The sequence below is a fragment of the Streptomyces sp. NRRL WC-3618 genome (assembly GCF_001280005.1).
Lineage (GTDB): Bacteria > Actinomycetota > Actinomycetes > Streptomycetales > Streptomycetaceae > Streptomyces.
This window is the reverse complement of the sequence record NZ_LGDW01000073.1, coordinates 66,577-91,012: the sequence shown is the minus strand read 5'-3', so window position 1 is coordinate 91,012 and position 24,436 is coordinate 66,577. Positions and strand designations below refer to the sequence as shown.

20 protein-coding genes are annotated in these 24,436 nt (G+C 69.3%); 11 read left to right on the top strand and 9 right to left on the bottom strand.

What is annotated here, in order from left to right; genetic code table 11:
- The 3 genes from ADL01_RS10420 to truA all read left to right on the top strand — a co-directional run.
- Positions 1-463, top strand: a 463-nt coding sequence (locus ADL01_RS10420; protein WP_324614591.1) for a DNA-directed RNA polymerase subunit alpha C-terminal domain-containing protein, incomplete at its 5' end; no start/stop codon positions are given.
- Positions 464-665: 202 nt separating this feature from the next.
- Positions 666-1,172 (top strand): 50S ribosomal protein L17, encoded by a 507-nt coding sequence (rplQ, locus tag ADL01_RS10415; RefSeq protein WP_053741642.1) that lies wholly within the window; start codon positions 666-668, stop codon positions 1,170-1,172.
- Between the two features lie 84 nt (positions 1,173-1,256).
- Positions 1,257-2,102 (top strand): tRNA pseudouridine(38-40) synthase TruA, encoded by an 846-nt coding sequence (gene truA, locus ADL01_RS10410; protein WP_053741641.1) that lies wholly within the window; start codon positions 1,257-1,259, stop codon positions 2,100-2,102.
- A gap of 71 nt (positions 2,103-2,173) precedes the next feature.
- On the opposite strand, the gene ADL01_RS10405 is transcribed toward truA, so the two are convergent.
- Positions 2,174-3,091: a hypothetical protein gene (locus ADL01_RS10405; RefSeq protein WP_053741640.1), complete on the bottom strand. Its 918-nt coding sequence runs from the start codon at positions 3,089-3,091 to the stop codon at positions 2,174-2,176.
- A gap of 407 nt (positions 3,092-3,498) precedes the next feature.
- On the opposite strand from ADL01_RS10405, the gene rplM reads away from it, so the two are divergent.
- From rplM to glmM, 3 genes are all read left to right on the top strand, one after another.
- Positions 3,499-3,942: a 50S ribosomal protein L13 gene (gene rplM, locus ADL01_RS10400; protein ID WP_006376008.1), complete on the top strand. Its 444-nt coding sequence runs from the start codon at positions 3,499-3,501 to the stop codon at positions 3,940-3,942.
- Positions 3,943-3,984: 42 nt separating this feature from the next.
- Positions 3,985-4,521 (top strand): 30S ribosomal protein S9, encoded by a 537-nt coding sequence (gene rpsI / locus ADL01_RS10395; protein WP_053741639.1) that lies wholly within the window; start codon positions 3,985-3,987, stop codon positions 4,519-4,521.
- Between the two features lie 164 nt (positions 4,522-4,685).
- On the top strand, positions 4,686-6,044 hold the full coding sequence (gene glmM / locus ADL01_RS10390) for a phosphoglucosamine mutase (RefSeq protein ID WP_053741638.1): 1,359 nt from the start codon (positions 4,686-4,688) through the stop codon (positions 6,042-6,044).
- A gap of 142 nt (positions 6,045-6,186) precedes the next feature.
- Here the strand turns inward: glmM and ADL01_RS10385 are convergent, their stop codons facing one another.
- Together ADL01_RS10385 and coaA are read right to left on the bottom strand one after the other, a co-directional pair.
- Positions 6,187-7,125, bottom strand: coding sequence for a DUF389 domain-containing protein (locus ADL01_RS10385; protein ID WP_053741637.1), 939 nt, complete (start codon positions 7,123-7,125; stop codon positions 6,187-6,189).
- 45 nt (positions 7,126-7,170) lie between these two features.
- Positions 7,171-8,139: a type I pantothenate kinase gene (gene coaA, locus ADL01_RS10380; RefSeq protein ID WP_420719699.1), complete on the bottom strand. Its 969-nt coding sequence runs from the start codon at positions 8,137-8,139 to the stop codon at positions 7,171-7,173.
- Positions 8,140-8,307: 168 nt separating this feature from the next.
- Here coaA and glmS point away from each other — a divergent pair, with 168 nt between their 5' ends.
- Entirely contained in the window at positions 8,308-10,155 is a 1,848-nt protein-coding gene (glmS, locus tag ADL01_RS10375) for a glutamine--fructose-6-phosphate transaminase (isomerizing) (RefSeq protein ID WP_053741635.1), read from the top strand.
- An 18-nt stretch (positions 10,156-10,173) separates the two neighbouring features.
- Here glmS and ADL01_RS10370 read toward each other — a convergent pair whose 3' ends face one another.
- The 6 genes from ADL01_RS10370 to ADL01_RS45970 form a co-directional block, all read right to left on the bottom strand.
- Positions 10,174-11,187, bottom strand: a complete 1,014-nt coding sequence (locus tag ADL01_RS10370) for a LacI family DNA-binding transcriptional regulator (protein ID WP_199834792.1) — start codon at positions 11,185-11,187, stop codon at positions 10,174-10,176.
- Positions 11,187-13,472, bottom strand: a complete 2,286-nt coding sequence (gene yicI / locus ADL01_RS10365) for an alpha-xylosidase (protein ID WP_053741633.1) — start codon at positions 13,470-13,472, stop codon at positions 11,187-11,189. The genes ADL01_RS10370 and yicI overlap by 1 nt, the downstream gene beginning before the upstream one ends.
- An 11-nt stretch (positions 13,473-13,483) precedes the next feature.
- The gene (locus ADL01_RS10360) at positions 13,484-14,308 is read right to left on the bottom strand and encodes a carbohydrate ABC transporter permease (RefSeq protein ID WP_053741632.1); all 825 of its coding nucleotides are present in this window, start codon (positions 14,306-14,308) and stop codon (positions 13,484-13,486) included.
- Positions 14,305-15,285: a carbohydrate ABC transporter permease gene (locus tag ADL01_RS10355; RefSeq protein ID WP_053741631.1), complete on the bottom strand. Its 981-nt coding sequence runs from the start codon at positions 15,283-15,285 to the stop codon at positions 14,305-14,307. Before ADL01_RS10355 ends, ADL01_RS10360 begins: the two co-directional genes overlap by 4 nt.
- Positions 15,282-16,595, bottom strand: coding sequence for an ABC transporter substrate-binding protein (locus ADL01_RS10350; protein WP_053741630.1), 1,314 nt, complete (start codon positions 16,593-16,595; stop codon positions 15,282-15,284). Before ADL01_RS10350 ends, ADL01_RS10355 begins: the two co-directional genes overlap by 4 nt.
- Before the next feature lie 122 nt (positions 16,596-16,717).
- Complete coding sequence (locus ADL01_RS45970) at positions 16,718-18,391, bottom strand: MFS transporter (protein WP_053741629.1); 1,674 nt, start codon at positions 18,389-18,391, stop codon at positions 16,718-16,720.
- 83 nt (positions 18,392-18,474) lie between these two features.
- On the opposite strand from ADL01_RS45970, the gene ADL01_RS10340 reads away from it, so the two are divergent.
- The 4 genes from ADL01_RS10340 to ADL01_RS10325 all read left to right on the top strand — a co-directional run bounded on the left by ADL01_RS10340 (position 18,475) and on the right by ADL01_RS10325 (position 24,339).
- Entirely contained in the window at positions 18,475-19,446 is a 972-nt protein-coding gene (locus tag ADL01_RS10340; protein ID WP_053741628.1) for a LysR family transcriptional regulator, read from the top strand.
- 338 nt (positions 19,447-19,784) lie between these two features.
- Positions 19,785-20,642, top strand: coding sequence for a hypothetical protein (locus ADL01_RS10335; protein ID WP_053741627.1), 858 nt, complete (start codon positions 19,785-19,787; stop codon positions 20,640-20,642).
- A 239-nt stretch (positions 20,643-20,881) separates the two neighbouring features.
- On the top strand, positions 20,882-23,083 hold the full coding sequence (locus ADL01_RS10330; RefSeq protein ID WP_053741626.1) for a polysaccharide deacetylase family protein: 2,202 nt from the start codon (positions 20,882-20,884) through the stop codon (positions 23,081-23,083).
- Positions 23,080-24,339 (top strand): acyltransferase family protein, encoded by a 1,260-nt coding sequence (locus tag ADL01_RS10325; protein ID WP_053741625.1) that lies wholly within the window; start codon positions 23,080-23,082, stop codon positions 24,337-24,339. The genes ADL01_RS10330 and ADL01_RS10325 overlap by 4 nt, the downstream gene beginning before the upstream one ends.
- Positions 24,340-24,436 lie beyond the last annotated feature (97 nt).

Sequence of the window (24,436 nt, the reverse complement as noted above, 5' to 3'; positions counted from 1 at the left end):
CGACTTCGACAAGCTGATCGTCGACGTCGAGACCAAGCAGGCCATGCGTCCCCGTGACGCCATGGCGTCCGCCGGTAAGACGCTCGTCGAGCTGTTCGGGCTCGCCCGTGAGCTCAACGTCGACGCCGAGGGCATCGACATGGGCCCGTCCCCGACCGACGCCGCGCTGGCCGCTGATCTCGCGCTGCCGATCGAGGAGCTCGAGCTCACGGTCCGGTCGTACAACTGCCTGAAGCGTGAGGGCATCCACTCCGTGGGTGAGCTCGTGGCTCGTTCCGAGGCCGACCTGCTCGACATTCGTAACTTCGGAGCGAAGTCGATCGACGAGGTCAAGGCCAAGCTCGCCGGGATGGGTCTCGCGCTCAAGGACTCGCCTCCCGGGTTCGATCCGACCGCCGCGGTGGATGCGTACGGTGCCGACGATGACGTTGACGCCGGCTTTGTGGAGACCGAGCAGTACTAGACCAGTACTGGAGCAGTACCAAGGCTCGGGCCTCACATATTGTTTTTGGGTGCGGGTGCGCTGTGCTTGATCGCGCAGTTCCCCGCGCCCTTTCCGGGATCGCCCCTTCGGGGTCGCTCCCGGATCTCCGACGGGTGACCGCCCGCTCGGACACTGACTCTGGTACCTGATACGGCCGGGGCAGACAACAAGGAGAAAGATCATGCCGAAGCCCGCCAAGGGTGCCCGTCTGGGCGGCAGTGCCGCGCACGAGAAGCTGCTTCTCGCGAACCTCGCGAAGTCGCTTTTCGAGCACGGCAAGATCACGACCACCGAGGCGAAGGCGCGCCGGCTGCGTCCGTACGCCGAGCGTCTGGTCACCAAGGCGAAGAAGGGCGACCTTCACAACCGCCGTCAGGTGCTCCAGGTCATCACGGACAAGAGCGTCGTCCACACGCTCTTCACCGAGATCGGCCCGCGCTACGAGAACCGCCCGGGTGGTTACACCCGTATCACCAAGATCGGTAACCGTCGTGGCGACAACGCGCCCATGGCTGTCATCGAGCTGGTGGAAGCCCTGACCGTGGCCCAGCAGGCCACCGGTGAGGCCGAGGCGGCGACCAAGCGTGCCGTCAAGGAAGACACCCTCAAGAAGGACGAGGCCGTTGAGGCCAAGTCCGACGAGGTTGTCGAGGACGCGGCTCCGGCCGAGGAGTCCAAGGACGCCTGAGGCTTTTAGCCTCGCGTTGCGGGTCCGCCCTCTCGGGTGGGCCCGCTTTCGCGTTGGCAGCCCGGGTGAGGAGAGGAACTGTTGGTGAGCGATGACGTAGAGCCCGGGTTCGTACGGGTGCGGCTGGACCTTTCCTACGACGGCACCGCGTTTTCCGGGTGGGCCAAGCAGGCCGGGGGACGGCGGACCGTGCAGGGGGAGATCGAGGACGCCCTGCGGACCGTGACGCGGTCCGGGGAGACCACGTACGAGCTGACCGTGGCCGGCCGTACCGATGCGGGAGTGCACGCCCGGGGGCAGGTCGCCCATGTCGATCTGCCGGTGGAGTTGTGGGGCGAGCATCGGGAGAAGCTGCTCAAGCGGCTTGCCGGGCGGCTCGGCAAGGACGTCCGGGTGTGGGGTGTCGCCGAGGCGCCTGCCGGGTTCAACGCGCGGTTCGCCGCACTGTGGCGGCGCTATGTGTACCGGGTCGGTGATCGGGCCGGTGGGGTGGATCCGCTGCTGCGCAACCATGTGCTCTGGCACGACTGGGAGTTGGACGTCGACGTGATGGACGCCGCCGCCAAGTCCCTTGTCGGGGAACATGACTTCGCCGCGTACGCGAAGAAGCGCGAGGGCGCGTCGACGGTCCGCGAGGTCCTCGACTTCGGGGTGCGCCGGCGGCTGGACGGCATCGTCGAGATCGAGGTCCGCGCCGACGCCTTCTGCTACAACCAGGTGCGGTCCATGGTCGGCGCGCTGCTGTTCGTGGGCGACGGGCACCGGGGGGTGGAGTGGCCGCGGCGGGTACTGGACGCGCGGGTGCGGGACAGTGCCGTGCATGTCGTACGGCCGTACGGGCTGACCTTGGAGGAGGTCGCTTATCCGGCGGACGAGTTGCTGGCCGAGCGGCAGTTGCTGGCGCGGCGGGTGCGGGGCCAGGTGCACTGAGGGCCGCACGCGGAAATGGCCGACGATCCGTGGTCGTCGGCCATTTCCGGGGTGCGTACTGTGCGTGCGTGCTACTGGCTGGCTGCCGAGGCCTGTGTCTCGCCGCGTCGTCTGATCTGGCGGAAGGCGAACTCAGCCAGGTCGTCGCCCGTGGTGAAGACCTGCGTGCTCTTCTCCGTCACGTCCTTGCCGTTGGTGAAGCCGGCGATCGTGAAGTAGGCGTAGCGGCCGTAGGAGTTGGTCGTCGAGCGGCAGATCGCCGCCCGGCAGAAGGTCGGGACACCGCCGCCGGACAGGGACTCGATGATGCTCTTTTTGTCGACCGTGGCCTTGACCTTCGTGGCCTGGGCCTCGGTGTCGAAGACGGCCACGCCGACCGTCACCGCGGTGCCGTCCTTGCTGTAGGTGACGCGCAGGAAGCGCGTGCACCTGTTGTCCTCGAGGATCTTCGTCAGGGTGTTCTTCGCGGCCGACGCGCAGTTCGTCGTGTCGGCGGTCGGCCCCTTCTTGTAGAGGCGCTCGCCCATCGTCAGCTGCGTACCGGGGAAGAGGTCGTCCGGGGCCAGCGGCGCCGTGTCCTTCTTCGCACTCGATATGAAGTCCTTCGGGTCCAGCGGTGGCGGCGCGCTGGTCGGCTCGAACGACGGCGCCGCCGAGCTGGAGTCGCTGGGGATGTCCGCGGTGGCGGGCAGACCGGAGGTCGGCCTGTTGGAGGCCTCGTTGTTCTTGCTGTCCGCGTTGACCACGCCCATGGCGACGGCCGCGCCCACGCCGACGGTGGCCGCCGCGGCCGCGACGATCAGCAGGAGTCTGCGGCGTCTGTTACGGGTCTCGGACGCCTCGGCGAGCGCGGCCCAGTCGGGGGCCTGGCCGCCGACCTGCCCGCCCCACGGCTGCTGCGGAGCCCGGTCGGCCTGGTCGTCCCACGGTTGTTGCGGGGTATTCGGTTTCCAGGGATCCCACTGAGGTCCCCCCTGCCCAAAGCTCATGGGCGCATCTTAGACGCCGTCCAACCCGTGTGCGGATGCGTCTCGGGCCCTTCTCCTGGGGCACAGGGGCAACACGGTCGGGGTTCTGTCTGGTTCCGTCGGGGTTCGGTCGGGGTTCGGTCGGGGTCCGGGCCGGGTCTCACGTGCCCGCCCGTCCCGTCCGTTGCGGCGGTCGTTGTGCGGGTGCTCGTTTTGACCCGTCCGGGGCTGCGCGGGTAGCCTAGGCGTTCGTTATGCGTATCGGCTTGGTCGTTCTCACGCGAGAGGCCCTTACGTAGGTTCCCTGGAGCAGTTTCCAGTGGGCGGCATACGGGCCTTGTTCCCGGCGATTGTCGTCCCCAGCTGCACGATCGCTTCAGTGATGCCATGTGTCAGGACCCATCCACTGAAGAAGCGAAGGCTACGAAGTGCGTACGTTCAGCCCTAAGCCCGGCGACATCACTCGCCAGTGGTACGTCATCGACGCCCAGGATGTCGTCCTGGGCCGTCTGGCCACCACCGCCGCGAACATCCTTCGTGGCAAGCACAAGCCGATTTACGCGCCGCACGTTGACGCTGGTGACTTCGTCATCATCATCAACGCCGACAAGGTGCACCTCTCCGGCAACAAGAAGACCCAGAAGATGGCGTACCGCCACTCCGGTTACCCGGGTGGTCTGCGTTCCGTCCGCTACGACGAGCTTCTGGCGAAGAACCCCGAGAAGGCCGTCGAGAAGGCCATCAAGGGCATGATCCCCAAGAACACCCTGGGCCGTCAGTGCCTGTCGAAGCTGAAGGTCTACTCGGGCGACCAGCACCCCCACGCTGCGCAGCAGCCGGTGCCGTTCGAGATCACCCAGGTCGCGCAGTAGTTCCGGCCACCCCCTAAGACGTAGAGAATTCTGAGGAGAATCGTGGCCGAGACCACTGTCGAGCAGCCGCTCGACGAGAACGCTGACGCCGAGTTCGAGAACGCGGACGTCGAGAGCTACACCACCGAGTCCGAGGCGCCCGTTGCCGAGGGCGAGTACGCGGAGGCCCTTGACGGCCGCTTCGGCGACCCGCAGCCGGCCGCCGGCCTGGGCCGTCGCAAGAACGCCATCGCCCGCGTCCGGATCGTCCCGGGCACCGGCAAGTGGAAGATCAACGGTCGCACCCTTGAGGACTACTTCCCCAACAAGGTGCACCAGCAGGAAGTCAACGAGCCCTTCAAGGTGCTCGAGCTCGAGGGTCGCTACGACGTCGTCGCCCGCATCTCGGGTGGCGGTGTCTCCGGTCAGGCCGGTGCCCTGCGCCTCGGTGTGGCCCGTGCGCTGAACGAGGCCGACGTGGACAACAACCGCGGCGCCCTCAAGAAGGCCGGCTTCCTCCGTCGCGACGACCGTGCGGTCGAGCGCAAGAAGGCCGGTCTCAAGAAGGCCCGCAAGGCCCCGCAGTACAGCAAGCGCTAAATCTCGCTGGGCTGTTCTCGTACGTATCGCCCCGGCTGCACTCTCCGTGCCGCCGGGGCGGTTCGTTTACCGGGAACATTCCTTATGACCGACACGCCCCACAGGCGTGAGCCGTACGTAAAGTGCATGAGCCGCACATTTTCCAGCACCTTCGGAGGACACCAGTGGGACGACTCTTCGGCACGGACGGCGTGCGCGGTGTCGCCAACGTGGACCTGACAGCCGAGATGGCTCTCGGCCTGTCTGTGGCGGCGGCCCACGTACTCGCCGAGGCGGGTTCGTTCGAGGGCCACCGGCCGGTCGCCGTGGTCGGACGTGACCCACGTGCGTCCGGAGAGTTCCTGGAGGCCGCGGTCGTCGCGGGCCTCGCCAGCGCGGGCGTCGACGTCCTGCTGGTCGGCGTGCTGCCCACCCCGGCGGTCGCCTACCTCACCGCCGAACTGGGCGCCGACCTGGGCGTGATGCTCTCCGCCAGCCACAACGCCATGCCCGACAACGGCGTCAAGTTCCTGGCCCGCGGCGGCCACAAACTCGACGACGAGCTGGAAGAACGGATCGAGACCGTCTACGAGGAGCACCGCACCGGCGCTCCCTGGGACCGTCCGACCGGCGGGGGCGTGGGCCGCGTGCGGTCGTACGACGACGGCTTCGAGCGGTACGTCTCCCATCTTGTCGGAGTCCTGCCGAACCGACTGGACGGTCTGAAGGTGGTGCTGGACGAGGCGCACGGCGCCGCCAGCCTGGTCTCGCCCGAGGTGTTCACCCGGGCCGGCGCCGAGATCGTCACCATCGGCGCGGAGCCGGACGGCCTCAACATCAACGACGGCTACGGATCCACCCACCTCGCCAAGCTCAAGGCCGCCGTCCTCGAACACGGCGCCGACCTCGGCATCGCGCACGACGGCGACGCCGACCGCTGCCTCGCCGTCGACCACACCGGTGCGGAGGTGGACGGCGACCAGATCATGGCCGTACTCGCGCTGGCGATGCGGGAGCGCGGGGTGCTGCGTGCGAACACCGTCGTCGCCACCGTGATGTCCAACCTGGGCTTCAAGCTGGCGATGGAGCGGGAGGGGCTGTCCATCATCCAGACGGCGGTCGGGGACCGGTACGTCCTGGAGGAGATGAAGGAGCACGGGTACGCGCTCGGCGGCGAGCAGTCCGGGCACGTGATCATCTGGGACCACGCCACGACGGGTGACGGGACGCTGACGGGGTTGCTGCTGGCGGCTCGGGTCGCGCAGACCGGTCGTACGTTGCGGGAGCTCGCGGCGGTGATGGAACGGTTGCCGCAGGTGCTGGTGAATGTGCCGGATGTTGATCGCACGCGGGTGGGGTCGTCTGCGGAGCTGGCTGCCGCGGTGGCGGACGCGGAGCGGGAACTCGGGGTTACCGGGCGGGTGTTGTTGCGGCCTTCCGGGACCGAGCCGTTGGTTCGGGTGATGGTTGAGGCGGCGGATATTGATCAGGCTCGGTCTGTGGCTGGGCGGTTGGCGGATGTCGTGAAGTCCGCGCTCGGGTAGTTGGCGGTGCCGGGTCCGGGGTGGGGGATCTGGTTCGTTGCGGGCTGCTGGTTCGTTGTGGCTTGTCGCGCCCGCGCGGCGGAGCCGCAAATGTCAGAGCCCCGCGCCCCTAAGAAAAGGGGCGCGTCCTTGTGGACGTTTCTCAAGACGTTCGGGTGGGTTTTCTCTGCGTGCTCCACAGCCATTTCTGGGCCAGCAAGGTGAGGGTTGCCGCCAGGGTGATGCCCAGGAGGTTCAGGAGTAGTTGTTTCGTGGAGCCCCAGGTTTGGCCCATGTCGCCGTAGCTCAGGGCCACGGCGGCGTTGGCCGCGGCGGGGATGGTGGTCACGGAGATGGCCACACCCACCAGGGCGCCGGACTTCGCCGAGGTCAGGGAGAGCGTGCCGGCGATGCCCGCGAGGGCCGCGACGACGAACGAGAACCAGTCGGGGGCGTAGACGAAGCCCGTGTTGGGGCGCTTCGCTTCCAGTTTCGCCTCGGTGAACAGGCCGACGGCGTCCATGAAGACGCTGAAACCGACCGTCACCAGCATCGCCACCGCGAAGCCCGCCAGCAGGGCGATGAGCGAGCGGGCCGCCAGTCTCGGGTGGCGTTGGACGAGGGCTGTGCTGAGGCCGGCCAGGGGGCCGAACTCGGGGCCCACCGCCATCGCGCCCACGATCAGGATCGCGTTGTCGAGGACCACGCCGCAGGCCGCGATCATCGTGGCGAGCGTGATGAAGGCGACGTAGGTGATCGACAGCGTCGACTCCTCGTGTGTCGCGTCCGCGAGGTGCTCCCACAGGACCGCGTCCGCACCCTCGCCTGGCGCGTCCTTCTCCGCCTTGTCGGCCCGTTCGGAGAGCGACAGGTCGATGTTCTCCACGGCGATCGAACCGGTCTCGTCGAGTCGCAACTCCCGTAGCCCGGCGATGAGTTCGTCGCCTGCTTCCCGGGCCACGTCACACATCACGACGTCCCCGGCGGGGTTGCGGGCGGCGCCGGGGAGGACGACGAGGTGGGTGGTGCCGACTGTCCGTTCGATCAGGTGGACCACGTCGGTCGTGCTGTCGGCCGGGGCGATGAGGCGTAGGTGGAGCATGGGGGCAGGGTAACCGGGTGCTGTACGGCGACGGTTGGGGTGGGGTTACAGCTTGCGCAGGCTGAGTCGTTGCACCTTGTGGTCCGGGCCCTTGCGGATGATCAGGGTCGCGCGGCCCCGGGTGGGGGCCACGTTCTCCAGGAGGTTCACCTTGTTGATGGTGCGCCAGGTGGTGCGGGCGTAGTCCAGGGCTTCTTCCTCCGACACCTGGGTGTACTTGCGGAAGTACGAGGACGGCTTCTGGAACGCCGTCTCGCGCAGCCGTCGGAAGCGGTTGAGGTACCAGCGCTCGATGTCCTCGGGGCGGGCGTCGACGTACACGCTGAAGTCGAAGTAGTCGGCGAGGCCGACGCGGGTGCGGCCGTCGCTGCCGGGGAGGGCGGGCTGGAGGACGTTCAGGCCCTCGACGATGAGGATGTCGGGGCGGCGGACCGTGAGCTTCTCGCCGGGGACGATGTCGTAGATGAGGTGGGAGTAGACGGGGGCCGTGACCTCGTCCTTGCCCGCCTTGATGTCCGCCACGAAGCGGGTCAGGGCCCGGCGGTCGTACGACTCGGGGAAACCCTTACGGGACATCAGGCCGCGGGCCGTCAGTTCCTCGGTGGGGAGCAGGAAGCCGTCCGTGGTCACCAGTTCCACGCGCGGGTGTTCGGGCCAGCGGGAGAGCAGTGCCTGGAGCAGTCGGGCGACGGTCGACTTGCCCACCGCCACCGAGCCCGCGACCCCTATGACGAACGGGGTGCCGGTCTGGGCGCCCTGTTCGCCCAGGAAGGTGTTCAGGGCTCCTCTCAGGCCGTCCGTGGCGCCGATGTAGAGGTTGAGGAGGCGGGAGAGCGGGAGGTAGATGTCCCGCACCTCGTCGAGGTCGATGACATCGCCCAGACCACGCAGCTTCTCGACCTCCTCGGCGGTGAGGGGCAGCGGCGTCTTGTCGCGCAGCGCGCTCCACTCGGTACGCGTGAGGTCGACGTAGGGAGTCGCCTCCGGCCGCTGCCGGTGGGCGCTCCGGGGCATCGAGGAGATCGGAGAGATCACAGTCCATTGTTACGGCAGTGTGGACGGGGTGGGGGGTGGAGTGCGTCACGCCGTCGAACGACAGGGCTTCGGGCCACCGGCGGGAATTTCCGATATCGGGCACGCGGTGCCGGGGCGTGGCGCGTGTTCGATCGTAGGCTGCGCGGTATGTGCGGAATCGTGGGTTACGTGGGGTCGCAGTCGGCTCTCGATGTCGTGATGGCCGGGCTGAAGCGGCTGGAGTACCGGGGGTACGACTCGGCGGGGGTGGCGGTGCTGGCCGATGGCGGGCTGGCCGGTGCCAAGAAGGCCGGGAAGCTCGTCAACCTGGAGAAGGAGCTTGCCGAACGGCCGTTGCCGGCCGGCGGTACGGGCATCGGGCACACCCGGTGGGCCACTCACGGCGGGCCGACCGACGCCAACGCCCATCCGCATCTCGACAACGCCGGGCGCGTCGCCGTCGTCCACAACGGGATCATCGAGAACTTCGCCTGTCTGCGGGCGGAGTTGGCTGAGCGGGGGCACGAACTCGCCTCCGAGACCGACACCGAGGTCGTCGCCCATCTGCTCGCCGAGGAGTTCTCCTCCTGCGCCGACCTGGCCGAGGCCATGCGGCTCGTGTGCCGACGGCTGGAGGGCGCGTTCACGCTGGTCGCGGTGCACGCCGACGAGCCGGACGTGGTGGTGGGGGCGCGGCGGAACTCGCCGCTGGTGGTGGGCGTTGGAGAGGGCGAGGCCTTTCTCGCCTCGGACGTCGCCGCGTTCATCGCCCACACGCGGTCGGCGATCGAGCTGGGGCAGGACCAGGTGGTGGAGCTGCGCCGGGACGGGGTCACGGTGACGGGCTTCGACGGCAGCGCGGGGGAAGGGCGGGCGTATCACGTCGACTGGGATGTGTCGGCCGCGGAAAAGGGGGGCTATGACTACTTCATGCTCAAGGAGATCGCCGAGCAGCCCAAGGCTGTCGCCGATACCCTGCTGGGCCGGGTCGACGCGGCCGGGTCGCTGACGCTCGACGAGGTGCGGATTCCCGCGGCTGCGCTGCGGGAGGTCGAGAAGGTCGTGGTCGTCGCCTGCGGTACGGCCTTCCACGCCGGGCTGATCGCCAAGTACGCCATCGAGCACTGGACGCGCGTTCCGTGCGAGGTGGAGCTGGCGAGCGAGTTCCGGTACCGGGATCCGATTCTCGACGCGCGGACCCTCGTCATCGCCATCTCCCAGTCCGGCGAGACCATGGACACCCTGATGGCGCTGCGGCACGCCCGCGAGCAGGGTGCGAAGGTGCTGGCCATCTGCAACACCAACGGCTCGACGATCCCGCGTGAGTCGGACGCGGTGCTGTACACGCACGCGGGGCCCGAGGTGGCCGTCGCGTCGACCAAGGCGTTCCTCACGCAGCTGGTGGCCTGCTATCTCGTCGCCCTGTATCTGGGGCAGGTGCGCGGGACGAAGTGGGGCGACGAGATCCGGGCCGTGGTGCGTGACCTGGTGGCGATCTCCGGTGCGGTCGAACGGGTGCTGGAGACCATGGAGCCCGTGCGTGCGCTGGCCCGGTCGCTCGCCGACAAGAACACCGTGCTGTTCCTGGGGCGGCACGTGGGGTATCCGGTGGCGTTGGAGGGCGCGCTGAAGCTGAAGGAACTCGCGTACATGCACGCCGAGGGCTTCGCCGCCGGCGAGTTGAAGCACGGGCCCATCGCGTTGATCGAGGACGACGTGCCGGTGGTCGTGGTCGTGCCTCCGGCGCGTGGACGGTCCGTCCTCCACGACAAGATCGTGTCCAACATCCAGGAGATCCGGGCCCGGGGTGCGCGGACGATCGTCATCGCGGAGGAGGGGGACGAGGCGGTGGTGCCGTACGCGGACCATCTGATCCGCGTTCCGGCCACACCGACCCTGCTGCAGCCGCTGGTCGCGACGGTGCCGTTGCAGGTCTTCGCCTGTGAGCTGGCGACGGCCCGGGGCAACGAGGTGGACCAGCCCCGGAACCTGGCGAAGTCGGTGACGGTGGAGTAGGCGGTCGAGCAGGAGGGTTCAGGTCGCCGCCCGTGCCACCGTGCTCGCCCGTTCCGTGAGGCGGGGCGGCAGCAGCGTCGCCTCCGGGACGTGGCCCGTGCTGTTCAGCTTCCTCATCAGCAGGTCCACTGCCTGTATCCCCACCTCCGTCGACGGTACGGCGACGGAGGTGACCGGTACGGACAGCTTCTCGGCCACGTCGTCCGGACAGATCGCGGTGACGGAGAGGTCGCCGGGGACGCGCAGGCCGAGTTGTTCGAAGGCGTCGATCAGGGGTTGCAGGATCGCTTCGTTGTGGACGACGACCCCCGTCAACGCCGGGTGCTCGCACAGGAGTTGCTCCGCGACCACCCTCGCCGCCGCCGGCGACGCCTCGCAGGGGTGGACCGAGGACGACAGGCCGCCCCGGTCCGCCGCGACCGTGAACCCCTGGACCACGCGCTGGGCGAACGCGGTCCGGCGTACGTACACCTCGGGCGGTGAGCCGACCAGGGCGATCACCCGGTGCCCGAGGGCCGCCAGGCGTTCCACGCACAACTCGCCCGCCGCCTTGAAGTCCAGGTCGATACAGGTCAGGCCGGCCGACTCCGACGGGAAGCCGATCAGGACCGACGGCAGGCCCAACAGGCGCAGCAACGGCAGCCGGGGATCCCCGAGTTGGACGTCCATCACGATCAGCGCGTCCACGGCAGCCGTGTCCGCCACCCGGCGCAGGCCCGCCTCGCCCTCCTCCTGGGTGAGCAGGAGGACGTCGTGGTCGTGACGGCGCGCGGCCGTCACCACCGACACCGCGAACTGCATGGCGACCGGGACGTGGATGCCGGTCCGCAACGGGATCACGAGTGCCAGGACATTGGTTCTGCTGCTCGCCAGTGCCCGCGCGCCGGCGTGGGGGCGGTAGCCGAGTTCCTGGATGGAGAGTTCGACGCGCTGCCGGGTCTCCTCGGAGATCGGGCGCTTGCCGCTGAGGGCGTACGAGACCGTGCTCGGGGAGACGCCGGCGTGCCGGGCCACGTCGGTGATCTTCACCATCACTCGCCGCCCGACGCGATCGGCCCCGGCCCCGCTCCCAGGTCCACCGTCAGGAACCCGGTGCCCGCCTTCGCCCGCACCTCACGTCTGCCCGCCGCCAGGCCCCACGGCGCCGACGGATCGCTGCACGACGTCCGCAGCGTGTCGCCCTCGCGGACGACCGTGAACGTCACGTCACCCACGGGCACCGTCACCTGGGCGCCGCGCTCCAGGCCGTACGCGTGCAGGGTGACCCCGTCGGCGTGCGCGTAGTCGGGGCGGTCGCCCACCGCGCCCACCGGGATCACCGACCCGGGGCGCACCAGCAGCGGCACGCTGTCGAAGCCGTGGCGCTCCCGTACCCAGCGGGGGCCGGTTACCGTGCGGCCGGTGAGGAAGTGGGTCCACTCGCCCTCGGGGACGTAGTACGAGACCTCGCCCTCGTCGCTGAACACCGGGGCGACGAGCAGGTCCGGGCCGAGCATGAACTGCCGTTCCAGATGGGCGCATCCGGGGTCGTCCGGGAACTCCAGGACCATCGCGCGCATCATCGGGACGCCCTCGGCGTGGGCGGTGCGGGCGGCCTCGTACAGATACGGCATGAGGCGCAGCTTCAGCCGGGTGAACAGCCGCAGGACGTCCACGGACTCCTCGTCGAACAGCCACGGCACCCGGTAGCTGGAACTGCCGTGCAGGCGGCTGTGGGAGGAGAGGAGGCCGAAGGCGATCCACCGTTTGAACAGGGCCGGGCTCGGGGTGCCCTCGAAGCCGCCGATGTCGTGGCTCCAGTAGCCGAACCCGGAGAGCCCGAGGGACAGTCCGCCGCGCAGCGACTCGGCCATCGACTCGTACGTCGCCTCGCAGTCGCCGCCCCAGTGCACCGGGAACTGCTGGCTGCCGGCCGTCGCCGACCGCGCGAACACGACGGCCTCACCTTCGCCGCGATGCTTGCGGAGCACGTCGAAGACGGTCTGGTTGTAGAGGTGCGTGTAGTAGTTGTGCATCCGCTCCGGGTCCGAACCGTCGGCGTACTCCACGTCCAGCGGGACGCGTTCGCCGAAGTCGGTCTTGAAGCAGTCGACGCCCTGCGCGAGCAGCGCCTCGAGTTTCGACGCGTACCAGTCGCGGGCGGCCGGGCTGGTGAAGTCGACGAGCGCCATGCCCGGCTGCCACAGGTCCCACTGCCAGACGCTGCCGTCCGGTCGGCGCAGGAGGTGGCCGAGTGCCTTGCCCTCCGCGAAGAGCGGCGACCGCTGGGCGATGTACGGGTTGATCCAGACGCTGATGTGCAGGCCTCTGGCCTTCAGCCGCTGGAGCATGGCTTCGGGGTCGGGGAACACCCGCGGGTCCCACTGGAAGTCGCACCAGTTGAACTCGCGCATCCAGAAACAGTCGAAGTGGAAGACGGAGAGCGGCAGTTCGCGCTCCCGCATGCCCTCGATGAACGACGTCACCGTCTCCTCGTCGTAGGAGGTGGTGAAGGACGTGGACAGCCACAGGCCGAACGACCACGGCGGCGGCAGCGCCGGGCGGCCGGTCAGAGCCGTGTACTTGCGGAGGATGTCCTTGGGGGTCGGGCCGTGGATGACGTAGTACGTCAACTCCTGTGTCTCCGCGCTGAACTGCACCCGGGACACCGCTTCCGAGCCGACCTCGAAGGACACCCGGCCGGGGTGGTCGACGAAGACTCCGTAGCCCGCGTCGGTGAGGTAGAACGGGACGTTCTTGTAGGCCTGTTCGGTCGCAGTGCCGCCGTCGGCGTTCCAGATGTCGACGACCTGGCCGTTCTTGACCAGCGGGCCGAAGCGCTCGCCGAGGCCGTACACGCTCGTCCCCACTCCCAGTCCCAGCTGCTCGCGCAGGTAGTGGGCACCGGTCGTCGCGTCCCGCATGATGCCCATGCCCTTGGGGCCGCTGCTGGTGAGGACGCGGCCGTGGGCGAGGAAGTCGATGTTCCAGGGGCCGGTGCGGCTGATCCGCATGGAGAGGGTGCCGGAGGTCAGGGTGGCGTGCTCGTCGTCGTACTCCGTGTGGGCCGTCAACTCCTCCTTTCTCAGCTCGAATTGGGGGCCCTTCGGCTGCTCGCCCTGGAAGTGGGTGAAGGTGACACCGATGACGTCGGGCATCGGGGCGTGGGCGCTGATCGTCACGACCGGTCCCTTCAGCAGGTCGCCGCGCCGGCGGATGGGATGGGTCGGCGCGTGGATGTCCAACGTGCCCTCGGTGTCCGTCACATCGAGAGCCACGACGGGATGGGCGGCGGTGACGCCCTCGCGCAGCAGCCAGTAGCCGTCGGTGAACTTCACGTGGGGGGTCCTTACTTGACGGCACCCACGGCTATGCCGCGAGTGAGCGTTCGCTGGAAGACGAGGAAGAAGACGAGAGCGGGCAACACGCCCAGCAGAGCCGCCGAGTTGGTCATGGTGGCATCCATCAGCCGCTGGCCCTGGAGGACGCCGAGGGCCACCGACACCGTCTGGTTGTCGTTGGAGATCAGCATCACCAGCGGGAGCAGGAACTCGTTCCAGGTCCAGATGAAGAAGAAGACGAGGAGCACGCCGAGTGTCGGGCGGCTGACCGGGACGACGATCCGCCACAAAACCTGCCACTTGTTCGCGCCGTCGATGCGCGCGGCCTCGAGGATCTCCCGGGGGAACTGGCCGAGGACGGAGGCGAGGAGGTACGTACCGAAGGCCGCCTGGATCACCGTGAAGACGATGATCACGCTCAACCGGGTGTCGTACAGGCCGACTTCCTTGCTCAGGTAGTACACCGGGTAGACCAGCGCCTCCTGCGGCAGCATGTTCGCGAGGACGAAGAAGGCCAGGACCCAGGTGCGGCCCCTGATCCGGCCGATGCCGATCGCGTACGCGTTCAGCACGGACAGGGTGACCGCCAAGACGGCCACCGAACCGCTGATCAGTACCGAATTGACGAGCTTCTGGCCGAAGTCGACCCGTTCCCAGAAGTCCTTGACGCCGTCCAGGTAGAGGCCGTCGGGCAGGCTCAGCGGGCCGTTCGCGGAGTACTCGGCCGGCGATTTCACCGCGTTGACGGCGACGATCACGAACGGCACGACCATGAACAGGGCCGCGAGGACGAGAGCGACGAGCACCGGGTAGCGGCGCAGGGCGGTCCTCATGCCCGTACCCCCTCTTCGGCGTCCTCGGCCCGGGTCTGGAGCTTCAGGCCGATGAGCGAGACGGCGAGGACGATCACCGTCAGGACGGTGGAGACGGCGGCGCCGTAGCCGACCTGGGTCTTCTCGAAGAACGTGGTGAAGGAGAAGTAGGACGGCACGTTGGTCGCGCCCCCTGGCCCGCCCTTCGTCAGGACGTACACCGCGCCGAACACCTTCAGCGCGGCGATCGTGCACCAGGTGAGGACGACGTAGATCTCGGGGCGGATCTGCGCCAGCGTGATGTGCCGGAAGCGGCGCCACCAGCCGGCACCGTCCAGTTCGGCGGCCTCGTGGAGCTGCGGGTCGACGCGTTGCAGACCCGCCATGAAGACGACCAGCGGGAAGCCGAGCTGCACCCAGACCATCACGCCCATCACGCTGTAGAGGGCGATGTCCGGGTCGCCGAGCCAGTCCTGCTGCCACGAGCCCAGCCCGACGGCCTTCAGCAGCTCGTTCAGCGAGCCGTTGTCGGGCGCGAGGATCCAGCTCCAGACGATGCCCGCGACCGCGATCGGCAGCACCTGGGGGAGATAGAAGCAGGCGCGCAGCACGGCCGCCCAGCGACTCCCGAAGTGCTTGCCGACGTAGTCGAACAGGGCGGCGGCCAGGACGAGTCCGAGCGCAGTCGGTACGGCCGCCATCGCCACCACCATGAACAGGCTGTGCCGGAACGACGCCCAGAACTCCGCATCGTCCATCAGCTCGCGGTAGTTGGCGAGGCCAGACCACTCCGGAGTGCCCACGCCCCGCCAGTCGGTGAAGCTCACCCCGGTGTTCATCAGGAACGGCACGACGATCACCGCGAGGAAGGCGAGCGCCCCGGGGAGGAGGAAGAGGGCGTACGAGTCCCGGGTGTGACGTGAACTCCCTTGTCCGTGAGCGGATTTGGCGGGCCGGGGGTGTCTCCGTCCGCCGGCCCGTTCGGCGGTGACCGTCATGTCTTCGGTACGCCCTTGTCGTACGCCTCCTGCAACGAGTCGAGGACCTCGTCCGGTTTCGCGCTGCCCGTGATCAGCTTCTGGACCTCGGAGACGAGGACGTCGTAGAAGCCCGGGACCGGCCAGTCGGGATAGAAGGCGAGCCCGTCTTTGCCGGAGACGGTGTTGAAGTCGGCGATCAGCGACTTGGCCTTCGGATCGGTGATGGCGGCCGGGTCGGCGGCCACCGGGACTCCGCCCTTGTCGCCGAGCAGGTCCTGGATCTTCTTCGACAGGGTGATGTCGATGAAGTCGTAGGCGAGTTCCTTGTTCTTCGCGCCCTTGGGGACGACCCACAGGTTGCCGCCGGAGCCGAGCGTGAGACCGGCGTCCGGCCACAGGAACGTGCCCCAGTCGAACTTCGCCTCGCTCTTGAAGCGGCCGTACCACCAGCTGCCCGAGAACAGGATCGGGCTCTTGCCCTGGATGAAGGAGACCCCCGCGTCCTCCGCCTTGAGGCCGCTGGACTTCTTGTCGATGTACCCCTTCTTCACCCAGTCGGCGAAGGTCTCGGCGCCGTAGGTCCAGGCGGCGTCGTGGAAGTCGGTCTTCCCCTTGTACAGCTCGTACGTGTCGACCCAGGCGCGGTCCGCCTTCGACAGGGCGAGCTGGTACAGGTACTGCTGGGCCGGGTACTCGGCGCCCGCACTGGCCAGCGGAGTGACGCCGTCGGCGACGAACTTGTCCATGGCGGCGGTGAGTTCACCGAACGACTTGGGCACGGCGATCTTGTGCTGCTTGAAGAGGTCCTTGTTGTAGAACACCATCGTGTACTCGGCGTAGTTGGGCACGCCGTACCAACTCCCGGAGCTCATCACGCCGTTGGTGTCGTACTGGCTGGTGGTGCGGACACCGGCGCCGATCTTCTTGTCCCAGCCGCGCTTGGTGACCTCGGCGGTCAGGTCGGTGAGCAGGCCCTGCGTGGAGAGCAGGCCGGCCGTCGCGTTGCCCTTGTTGTACTCCATCAGGTCGGGCGCGTCGGAGGAGTTGAGGACCATCGGGGCGGTCTTCTGGATCTGTTCGAAGCCCTTCTCCTCGAACTCCACCGTGACGCCCGGATGCGTCGCCTCGAACTCCTTGACGGCCGCCTTCCAGGCCATGCCCATCGCACTGTCGGGGCCTTCGTAGTGCCACAGGCGCAGGGTCTTCCCGTCGGACGATCCGCTGCCCGAACCGCCGCAGGAGGCCAGCAGCAGGGCCCCGGCGAGGGTCCCCACCAGGGCCGTGGCCGTTCTCGTCCTACGCCTGCCGTACCTTCTTGCCGGCAACATCCAGTGCCTCCAGGGGAGTCGGATGGATCTCGGTCACTCGCCGCGCCCCGGCCGTCGAACGGGTTCGACGTGAATCGTCGAAGCGCTTCGACGGGCGAAGGTATGTGTGGTGTGTGAACGAGTCAATGGGGTGCGCGCGAATTGGCTCGGCGGGGGGGGGTGGGCGACGGGGGGGGAGAGGGGTGGCGCGCTTGCCGCCGCTGCGAGGGGGATGCGTTGAGCGACAGGGTCAGCGCGCTTGCCGCCGCCGCGATCGGGACGCCGTACGCCGCCGTCGCCGACGCCTGTTCCGCCGCCCAGCCGCCGGCCGCCGAACCTGCGGCTATGCCGCCGAGGAGGCCGGTCACCGCGAGGGTCATGCCCTCGTTCAGGTGGCCCTCGGGGGTCCGGTGCTGGACCAGGGTCATGTTCGTGATCATCGTGGGCGCGGTGGCCGTCCCGGCGACCAGCAGCGCGCCCGCGAGGACGAGGAGCGAGCCGGTCAGGGCGGCGGCGAGCAGGGGTAGCGTCATCAACGCCGTCATCGCGGCCAGGCACCAAAGGTGGCGCCGCTCGGCGGGTCCGGCCGGCCGCAGGGTCCCGTACAGCAGACCGGCCGCGCACGATCCGGCCGCCTGGAGGGCGAGGACGGCACCGGCAGCGGCGCGGTGCCCCTGCTCGTCGGCGAAGGCGATCGTGGCGACCTCCATCGACCCGAAGACGGCGCCTGTGGCCAGGCACACGGCGAGCAGCGGACGCATCCCGGGGGCGCGCAGGGGAGAGGTGGCCCGGGTGTGAAGCCCTTCGGCTCCGGTGCCGGGGCAGGCAGTGTTCGCCTCGTTGCGACGACCGGCCCGCTCTCTCGCCGCATCGGCCGAAAGCTCAGGTACGTCCAGTACGCGGGCTTCCGGCCGGCACGCCGGGCGCACGCACCGGACGCCGCTCCTTGACGGGCACGTGCCTGCCCCGGCACCGGGGCCTGTCGTCGCATTCCCGTCGTCCGGCCGGGTGGCCGCCCTGCCGGCGGCTGGTGTCCGAGTAGGTGCCAGGCAGGCGGGAAGGTGGCGACAGCCCCTGGGGCGGACCGGCGGCTCGGTCGACCGTTGGGCGGCGAAGAGGAGGACGCCGGTCATCAGCAGGACGACCCCGGCCAGCGTGCCCGCCTCCGGGAACAACGCCCCGCACAGAAAGGCCGCGAGGACGGGGCCCAGCATGAAACAGAGCTCGTCGGCGGCCTGTTCGAAGGAGTTGGCGGTGTGCAGCGCCTTCTCGTCGCCGTTCAGGAGATGGGCCCAGCGGGCGCGTGACATACCGCCGGTGTTGGGGGTCGTGGCGGTGGCGGCGTATGCGGCGAACAGGGTCCAGTCGGGGGCGCCGTAGTGCGCGCAGAGCAGCAGGGCGAGGGAACCGAGGGCGGCAAGTGCGGTGGCCGGTACGGCGATTCGGGCCTGGCCGTGGCGGTCGACGAGCCGTGCGGTCCAGGGCGCGACCACGGCCGTCGCGGCGAGCCCGGTCGCGGTGACGGCGCCGGCGAGGGCGTACGAGCCGCGCGACCCGGCGATCATGATGACCGCGCTCACACTGAACATGCCCATGGGGAGCCGAGCGATGAGGTTCCCGGCGGTGAAGGCGCGGGTGCCGGGGACGGTGAAGAGGCGGCGGTAGGGGCCGGGCGGCCGGGAATCGGCCGGAGCGCGTCTCCAGGTGCGAGGGCTGAAGTCGGCGATGACCAGGGCGTCCTGGGTGACGGCGGGGAGAGGCCGGGGGAGTGGGCGGGAGCCCGGTCGGGAGCCCGGTCGGGTCAGTGGCTGCGGCATGCGTCCACCGTCGCCCGGAGTCGATCACGGGGTCCAACACCTGATCCCGGCCCATTCACGCACTCTCGTTGTAAGTTCGCCGGATGTCCGCGCCGAACCACCTCGACCCCCGTCTCCTGCGCGCCTTCGTCGCTGTCGCCGAGGAACTGCACTTCACCCGGGCCGCCGCCCGCCTCTATGTGGCCCAGCAGGCGCTGAGCCGCGACATCCTGCGCCTGGAACGGGAGTTGGGCGCCGATCTCTTCGTACGGTCGACCCGGCGGGTGGCGCTGTCGGCCGACGGTGACCGGCTGCTGCCGTACGCCCGGCGGATGCTGGCGGCCCACGACGAGCTGCTGGCCGCGTTCGGGGAGGCCAGGCCGCTGCTGGTGGACCTCAACTCGCCGGGGCTGGCGACCGGGCGCCGCGTGCTGCACCGGGCGCGTGAACTCGCCCCGGAGTGTGAGCTGATGGCCCGGTTCGAGAGCGGGCTCACCTTCGCGGCGGGGGAGTTGCTCGCGGGGCGGCTCGACGCGTCGTTCGGGCGGTTCGCGGGCCTGGACCCGGCGCTGCGGGCACAGCTGGACCAGCAGCCCGTGCGTTACGAGCCGATGGCGATTGTCCTGCCGGAGGACCACCGGCTGGCCGCGCTGCCCGAGGTGCCGTTGGCCGCGCTGGCGGGGGAGACCGTGTACGCGGGGGCTGGGAACCCTCGTACCCCGGAGTGGACCGATCTCGCGCGGCGGCTGTTCGAGGGGCGGGGCATCGGGATCGCGTCACCGGCGCCGCTCGCCGTGGGTGATGAGGAGTTTCAGCGGCTCATGGCCAGGATGCGGAATCCGGTCCTCGCGGTGGTGGATTTCCCCCCGATGCCCCGGACGGTGGTGCGGCCGTTGGTCGATCCGGTTCCGTTGTCACCCGTTTCGTTGGTGTGGCGGAAGGGGCTGACGCATCCCGGGCTCGATGCGCTGCGACGGGCCGCTGCCCAGCTCACAGCGGAGGGAGGGTGGTTGCGCGAGCCTGCGGACGGTTGGATTCCGGCCATCGATCTCGGTGTCATTTCGCCCCACAAGTAACACATGGCCAACACGGGACCTCCATCTGCGCTACATTCGTCGCCCGGATGCAGTGTGATAAATGGGGCGCTCGGGTCGGATGGGGGTTCGATTCGAACATAGCTAGTACGAAAATCCCGGAATCGTACATGCGCCCGAAAAGCTCCCATGGGGGGATGTGCGTGCGTGTGAAGAAGTGGCGTGAAGACGCCCAACCTGAGTTCCGTTCCGACACTCAGCCCGAGGGCCGGTCGGATGTCGGGACGCGGTGGGTCGAGGCCGTGGCCGAGTCGCAAGCGGTTTCCGGGGTTGGTGGAAGCGGATTCGGTTCCCCCGGGCCTGTGCCCCGGCAGAGAGCAGTGGCCGCTCCCGCGCGAGGCGAAGAAAGCGGAATCTCTTTCGGCGCCCCCTACCGGCGTCGTTGGGAGAACCCGGTCGAGGCCGGTCACACCCACGACCCGCACGAGGTCACCGTCCAGCTGGACGGAGCGGGACGGCAGCTCGACGAACCGCTCGCCCGGCAGGCCAAGGACGCTCAGGACGCCGGCGCTGGCGGTGACGGACCCGTCTTCGTCGACGAGACCGGTCGCCGCAGCCGTCGGTACCGTCGGATCGGCATGGTCGTGGGCGTCTCCTGCGCCGTGTACGCCGTCGTCATCGTCGCCACCCTTCTCTCCGGCAACTCGGACGCACCCTGGCTGCCCGTACCGGGCCAGCAGGACGAGCAGCCGGCCGGGCAGGTCGAGACGGACCCGCTGCCCGCCGAGTCGGTGAAACCGTCGGACCCGGCAGGGGCCACGCCGGTGGCCCCCGGGGCATCGGTGAGCGCGGGGGTCACTCCGTCGAAGGGCGCCGCCGCCGTCAAGCCGGGCGCCTCGCCCAGCGTCGCGCGCCCGGGTACGTCCGTCGCACCCGTGCCCTCGGCCGGCGCCGTCAAGCCCGAGCCGGGGACGCCCACCACGCCCGGCCCGCAGCCCGAGCCGTCCGCGACGATGTCCAGCCCGCCGCCGGAGCCGAGCCCGTCGCAGAGCGGCCTTCCCTCGCCCGACCCGTCACCGTCACCGTCGCCCTCGACGTCCCCGACCACGGACGGAGGCACCGTCGCCGGCGGTCGGACCGACCCGACCCCGATCGCCGAGAGCCCGGCCGAACCGAGTGCCACCCTCGCCGCCGGCGACCCGGCCTCCGCGCCGACGCCGGCGACCGTGACGGCTTAGAGCGCGCCCGACGACTCCCGGCCGAGCCCAGCCGAATCCAGCCGAATCCAGCCGAATCCAGCCGAATCCGGCCGAGCCCGGCCGAGCCCGGTCCGCGCGTTCCGCACAGCGGAGCGCCCAGCAGCTCACCCAGCAGCTCACCCAGCAGCTCACCCAACAGAACGTCCAGCAGATCACCGTCCCGTCCGACTCTGCGACCGTCCCGTTCTGATCTCCTCGTCCCCGGAGAACAACCTCTGATGGCATCCCGCACCCGCCGCCACGGCGCCCCGAACGGCGCCGGGGGCGCCGCCCGGCGCCGACGGCTGCCCATGCGCCTGCTGCTTCCCTCGCTCATCCTGGTCGCCCTGATGGCGATGCTGATGCTGCGCGGGTACGTGCACAGCGAAATCCTCGCCGACCACCGCATCCAGCCCGAGGCCTCCGCCGACCGGGTGCCGGAGAAGATCCTGGAGGGCGGCCCGGTCATCGACACCAGAAGCGGCCGGACCACCAGCCTGCGCGTGCCCGACCATCGGCTCGTCCTCACGTTCGACGACGGGCCGGACCCCCAGTGGACCCCCAAGGTCCTGGACGTCCTCAAAAAGCATCACGCGCACGCCGTCTTCTTCGTCACCGGCACCATGGCCTCGCGCTACCCGCATCTCGTACAGCGCATGGTCGACGAGGGCCACGAGGTGGGGCTGCACACCTTCAACCACCCCGACCTCTCCTTCCAGTCGAAGAAACGCATCGACTGGGAGCTGTCCCAGAACCAGCTGGCGCTCGCCGGTGCGGCGGGCATCCGCACCTCACTGTTCCGGCCGCCGTACTCCTCCTTCGCCGACGCCATGGACAACAAGTCGTGGCCGGTCACGCAGTACATCGGCAAGCGCGGCTACATCACCGTCGTCAACAACACGGACAGCGAGGACTGGCGCAAGCCCGGCGTCGACGCGATCGTCCGCCAGGCCACCCCCAAGGGCGGCAAGGGCGCGATCGTCCTCATGCACGACTCCGGGGGCGACCGCCACCAGACCGTCCAGGCGCTCGACCGTTTCCTGCCCGAGATGAAGAAGAAGGGGTACGCGTTCCGGAACCTCACCGAGGCCCTGGACGCGCCCAGCGCGCACACTCCGGTCGCCGGCGTCGAACTGGCGAAGGGCCAGGCGTGGACGTTCCTCGTCCAGGCCTCCGACGAGATCACCGACGTACTGGTCGTCTGTCTCGCGATCATCGGCGTCCTCGTGTTCGCCCGGTTCGGCCTGATGCTGCTGCTCTCCGTCTTCCACGCCCGCCGCACCCGCCGCCCCGACTTCAGCTGGGGCCCGCCGGTCACCGAACCGGTGTCGGTGCTCGTCCCGGCGTACAACGAGGCCAAGTGCATCGAGGCCACCGTGCGTTCACTGATGCGCAGCGAGCATCCCATCGAGGTGATCGTCATCGACGACGGGTCCAGCGACGGCACGGCCCGCATCGTCGAGGACATGGGGCTGCCGAACGTACGCGTCGTGCGCCAGGTCAACGCGGGCAAGCCCGCCGCCCTCAACCGGGGTGTGGCGAACGCCCGTCACCACCTGATCGTGATGATGGACGGCGACACGGTCTTCGAACCCGGCACCGTCGGCGAGCTCGTCCAGCCCTTCGGCGACCCCCGCGTGGGCGCCGTCGCCGGCAACGCCAAGGTCGGCAACAAGGACTCCCTGATCGGCGCCTGGCAGCACATCGAGTACGTGATGGGCTTCAACCTGGACCGCCGGATGTACGACGTCCTTGGCTGCATGCCCACCATCCCCGGCGCGGTCGGCGCGTTCCGCCGCTCCGCCCTGAAGGGGGTCGGCGGGATGAGCGACGACACGCTCGCCGAGGACACGGACATCACGATGGCCCTGCACCGCGACGGTTGGCGGGTCGTGTACGCGGAGAACGCGCGCGCCTGGACCGAGGCCCCGGAGTCCGTCCAGCAGCTGTGGTCGCAGCGCTACCGCTGGTCGTACGGCACCATGCAGGCGATCTGGAAGCACCGCCGCTCCGTCGTCGAACGGGGCCCCTCGGGCCGCTTCGGCCGCGTGGGCCTGCCCTTCGTGTCCCTGTTCATGGTGGTGGCGCCGCTCCTGGCCCCCCTGATCGACGTCTTCCTGCTCTACGGGCTGGTGTTCGGCCCGACCGAGAAGACGATCCTCGCCTGGCTGGGCGTCCTCGCCATCCAGCTGATCTGCGCGGCCTACGCGTTCCGCCTCGACCGGGAAAAGATGACTCACCTGATCTCGCTGCCCCTGCAACAGATCCTCTACCGCCAGCTCATGTACGTCGTGCTGCTCCAGTCCTGGATCACCGCGCTCACCGGCGGCCGCCTGCGCTGGCAGAAACTCCGGCGCACCGGCGTCGTCGGCTCGGCGCCGGAGACCGTACCGTCCGCCCGGACGAACGCCGGCGGCGGGGACAGGAGGCCCGTGGCATGACCCAGCGACCTACGGCCGCCACCACCCCGGCCGACCCGACGTCCACACCCTCGTACGGCGTTCCGCAGCAGCGGGAACAGCCGACGGCGCCCGAGTCGCCCGGCCCTCCGGCGCGGAAGCCGGGCCGCGACCGCTATCTCGATCTGCTCCGCACCATCGCCCTGGTCCGGGTCGTGGTGTACCACCTGTTCGGCTGGGCCTGGCTGACCGTGGTGTTCCCGTCCATGGGCGTGATGTTCGCGCTCGCGGGCTCCTTGATGGCGCGCTCCCTGAAACGCCCGGCGCTCGGGGTGATCCGGGACCGGATCCGGCGCCTGCTGCCCCCGCTGTGGGCGTTCAGCGCGGTGGCGCTCACGCTGATGTTCCTCGGTGGCTGGAATCCCACGAAGGATCCCGACCACGGCGGCACCTGGGGCCTGGTCGAACTCCTCAACTACATCGTCCCGCTCGGCGCCCCGCCGTACCCCTGGAGCCTCGGCTCCAAGTCGGGCCTCCTGGAGAACACCTGGGCGGTCCAGGCGGCGGGCCCGCTCTGGTACCTGCGGGCCTACCTGTGGTTCGTGATCGCCTCGCCCCTGCTGCTGTGGGCGTTCCGCCGGGTCCCGTGGGCGACACTGCTCGCGCCCCTGGCGCTGACGGCGGTGCTCAGTACGGGCCTCGTCACGATCCCCGGTGAGACCGGCAACGCGGTGAGTGACTTCGCGGTCTTCGGAGGCTGCTGGGTGCTGGGCTTCGCCCACCACGAGGGCCTGCTGCGGAAGATCCCGCGCTATCTCGCCGTGTCCTGCGCGGCCCCGCTCATGGCCTTCGGCATCTGGTGGGCCTCGGGCCACAAGGGCCCCGACGGCTGGGACCTGAACGACATCCCGCTGGCCCAGGCGACGTGGTCGTTCGGGTTCGTGGTGATCCTGCTCCAGTACTCCCCGTCGTGGCAGGAACTGCCGGGGCGCCTGGCGAGGTGGGACAGGTTGGTCACGCTCTCCAACAACAGGGCCGTCACGATCTACCTGTGGCACAACTTACTGATCATGGCGACGGTCCCGCTGATCGACCAGGTGTACGAACTCCCGTTCATGTCGGACGACCTGGTGTCCGCGCTGGACTCTACGTACAACCTCTGGATGTTCGTCCTGGTCTGGCCCCTGATCGGCCTGACGATCCTGCTCGTGGGCTGGATCGAGGACGTCGCCGCGAAGAGGGGGCCGCGGGTCTGGCCGGACGGGGGGAAGGGCGGGGGTGGGCGGCGCCGGGGGTGAGAGACGGGTGTAGTGCTACGTCGGCCCCGGAAACCGGGGGCTCGGACTCCGGGGCCGGGGCGCCTTCACCGACCCCACCGTGCCCTGGTCGTTACCT

Excerpts from the sequence above, each read along its gene's own strand:
- rplQ (WP_053741642.1), top strand. The coding sequence starts at position 666 with ATGCCGAAGCCCGCCAAGGGTGCCCGTCTGGGCGGCAGTGCCGCGCAC.
- ADL01_RS10405 (WP_053741640.1), bottom strand. The coding sequence starts at position 3,091 with ATGAGCTTTGGGCAGGGGGGACCTCAGTGGGATCCCTGGAAACCGAAT.
- ADL01_RS10385 (WP_053741637.1), bottom strand. The coding sequence starts at position 7,125 with ATGCTCCACCTACGCCTCATCGCCCCGGCCGACAGCACGACCGACGTG.
- coaA (WP_420719699.1), bottom strand. The coding sequence starts at position 8,139 with ATGCCCCGGAGCGCCCACCGGCAGCGGCCGGAGGCGACTCCCTACGTC.
- glmS (WP_053741635.1), top strand. The coding sequence starts at position 8,308 with ATGTGCGGAATCGTGGGTTACGTGGGGTCGCAGTCGGCTCTCGATGTC.
- ADL01_RS10370 (WP_199834792.1), bottom strand. The coding sequence starts at position 11,187 with ATGGTGAAGATCACCGACGTGGCCCGGCACGCCGGCGTCTCCCCGAGC.
- ADL01_RS10360 (WP_053741632.1), bottom strand. The coding sequence starts at position 14,308 with ATGAGGACCGCCCTGCGCCGCTACCCGGTGCTCGTCGCTCTCGTCCTC.
- ADL01_RS10355 (WP_053741631.1), bottom strand. The coding sequence starts at position 15,285 with ATGACGGTCACCGCCGAACGGGCCGGCGGACGGAGACACCCCCGGCCC.
- ADL01_RS10350 (WP_053741630.1), bottom strand. The coding sequence starts at position 16,595 with ATGTTGCCGGCAAGAAGGTACGGCAGGCGTAGGACGAGAACGGCCACG.
- ADL01_RS45970 (WP_053741629.1), bottom strand. The coding sequence starts at position 18,391 with ATGCCGCAGCCACTGACCCGACCGGGCTCCCGACCGGGCTCCCGCCCA.
- ADL01_RS10340 (WP_053741628.1), top strand. The coding sequence starts at position 18,475 with ATGTCCGCGCCGAACCACCTCGACCCCCGTCTCCTGCGCGCCTTCGTC.
- ADL01_RS10330 (WP_053741626.1), top strand. The coding sequence starts at position 20,882 with ATGGCATCCCGCACCCGCCGCCACGGCGCCCCGAACGGCGCCGGGGGC.
- ADL01_RS10325 (WP_053741625.1), top strand. The coding sequence starts at position 23,080 with ATGACCCAGCGACCTACGGCCGCCACCACCCCGGCCGACCCGACGTCC.